Raw genomic sequence first — 2143 nt, forward strand, 5'->3', positions numbered from 1 at the left:
CGGCAACAAGGTCGCGACCACCGGGGCGGGGATCACCGTCGGCCCCGACGCGACGGTCGACTCGAACGTCGTCAACGCGCTCGCTCTCGGAGCAGCCGGAGGCGTCGCGACGGTCGGCGCCACAACTGCGCGCGGGACAGACGGGATCGTCGTCGACGCCGGCGACTTCACCGTTCAGTCCGGCCACGTCCGTATCACCGGCAACCGCGTGCACGACCGCTCCGGCACCGGGATCTCGCTTCGCACGGCGGTGCAGACGCTGCTCGTCAAGGAAAACGTCGTCAGCCGCGTCGGCGCCGGGATCCTGATCGAGAACGACGGAGGCGCCGAGCACGCTTCGGTGGACAACAATGAGGTGCTCGACGTCGAGGCGACGCGCGAGGGTGCGAACTCGGCGGTCGGCATCGGCCTCATGCACGCCGGCTCGGTCACCGCTGCAGGCAATGTCGTCGCGCGCGTCGGGATCGACCTCCAGAACGCGATCCTTCGCGCAGGCATCTTCGTGCTCACGTCGCAGGACGTGCGCGTGACCGGAAACGTCGTCGACGGGGTGGGCCCGCCTGGCGGCTACCTCGGGCTGAGCGTCGGCCTCGCCGTCTTCGGCCCGTTCGCGGCGGCCTCGGTGTCCGACAACTCGTCGCGCTTCAGCGCCGACCAGCCGGCGCCGTCGGAAGGCGTCTGGATCGCGTTGCTCGTCGAGACCGTCGCGCAGGCGCTCGGCGTCGGCAACGAGGTGACCGCCTTGCCGGCGCACGACGGCGTGCTCGTCCTCACCGGCGTGAACGCGTACCTCGCGGCGGCTGCGCCTGAGCACGTTGGCCTCGCGTCGAACTCGCTGAGCGGCGGCGGGAACGATCCGACGTGCCTCGTCCGGATCGCCGGCGAGCTCGTCGCGCAGGGGAACCAGTGTGAGCACGTCGGCGGCGACAGCCCGGTCGCGATGGACCTCACCGCGTCCGCGATCACCGCGTCCACGAACCGGGCCCGAGGCACGAGGGCGCGAATCGTGCTCCACGTCGACGGCAAGCGCTTCGCCGCGCTCGGCAACCTCGCTCCCGGCGGCACCCATCTCGGCAGCTCGCCGCTGCCGGCGCCGTGGGCGCCGCTCAATCCGACCGTCCCGTGACGACTACTTTGGGAGGCACGCCATGGCAGTAATCATCGTCGGCGAGGAGAAGAACTTCGCCGCGCTCAGGCCCCGGCTTTTCACCGGCTCGGTCTCGACGAAAGCCGCCGGCCAGGTGTCGGCCGCGATCGAGGCGGCGAACCCGGGAGTCGACCTTCGCAAGCTCGTCCCCGGAACCGTGCTCTCGATCCCCGACGGCCTTCCGCATGTGGCCGTCCCCGGGGACCTCTCCGTCGACGCGGCGTCGAAGCAGGCCGTCTCGAGGATTCTCGACACCGGCGCCGCGGGCGTCGCGCAGCTCGGCGCGGATGCGGACGTGCAGGCGACGGCCGCGGCCGCGGAACGGAAGCGTTTGACCTCGGCCTTCGGCACGAAGGCGGTCAAGACCGCCGTGAGGCAGGAGGCGACCGTCGCCGCCGGAGTCAAGGCCGTGCAAAAGGCCTTGGGCGCCAGCGCCGCGGACGAGAAGGCGCGGCAGGCCGCGCTCGCCCAGGCCGAGCAGGAGTGGTCATCCGAGCTGGCCGCTCTCAGGTCGCTGCTGGCGCTCGAGTAGCCGCTCATGATCGTGTGCGTGTGACGCGCGACTCTCGGCTCCGGCGGTGTCGGCGGTCTCGTAGCGCGAGCACGCCGCCAAGCGCTCGGGTGCCGATCATGGAGCCCACCGCCGACGCAAGGGACTCAGGCCTTTGCCTGACCGCCGCTCCATGCGCGCAATCAGGTTGAACCAAGGTCGCTCAACCCAAGGGGCCTGAGAGGCGCATACGGGATTCGAACCCGTGCCGCCGCCGTGAGAGGGCGGTGTCCTAGGCCACTAGACGAATGCGCCCGGCAGGGCAAGTGTAGCGCCGACTGGCGAGCGTTCGCCCTGCCCGAAACGCTGTCGGCCACGTCTCTGTGGACGGGTCGTCACGCTTTCGGCACGCTCGCGTCACACACACGTGCGGGTTTCCTCAGTACGCTCGCGGTGGGGAGGAGGTTGGTGGCCACCGGGTCGAGGAAGCGCCGGAACCGGGGCGG

2 protein-coding genes and 1 tRNA gene are annotated in these 2143 nt (G+C 70.8%); 2 read left to right on the forward strand and 1 reads right to left on the reverse strand.

Annotated features, from left to right (window positions below; all coding sequences use genetic code 11):
* The coding region (locus VMS22_10200) for a right-handed parallel beta-helix repeat-containing protein (protein HXJ34395.1) at positions 1-1126 on the forward strand (1126 nt) is incomplete at its 5' end.
* A 22-nt stretch (positions 1127-1148) separates the two neighbouring features.
* A complete protein-coding gene (locus tag VMS22_10205) occupies positions 1149-1679 on the forward strand; it encodes a hypothetical protein (GenBank protein ID HXJ34396.1) in 531 nt (176 codons plus the stop codon).
* A 200-nt stretch (positions 1680-1879) separates the two neighbouring features.
* Here VMS22_10205 and VMS22_10210 read toward each other — a convergent pair.
* Positions 1880-1952 (reverse strand) — tRNA-Glu (locus tag VMS22_10210).
* Positions 1953-2143: the final 191 nt, after the last annotated feature.

The organism is Candidatus Eisenbacteria bacterium, from assembly GCA_035577985.1.
Lineage (GTDB): Bacteria > Desulfobacterota > Binatia > DP-6 > DP-6 > DATJZY01.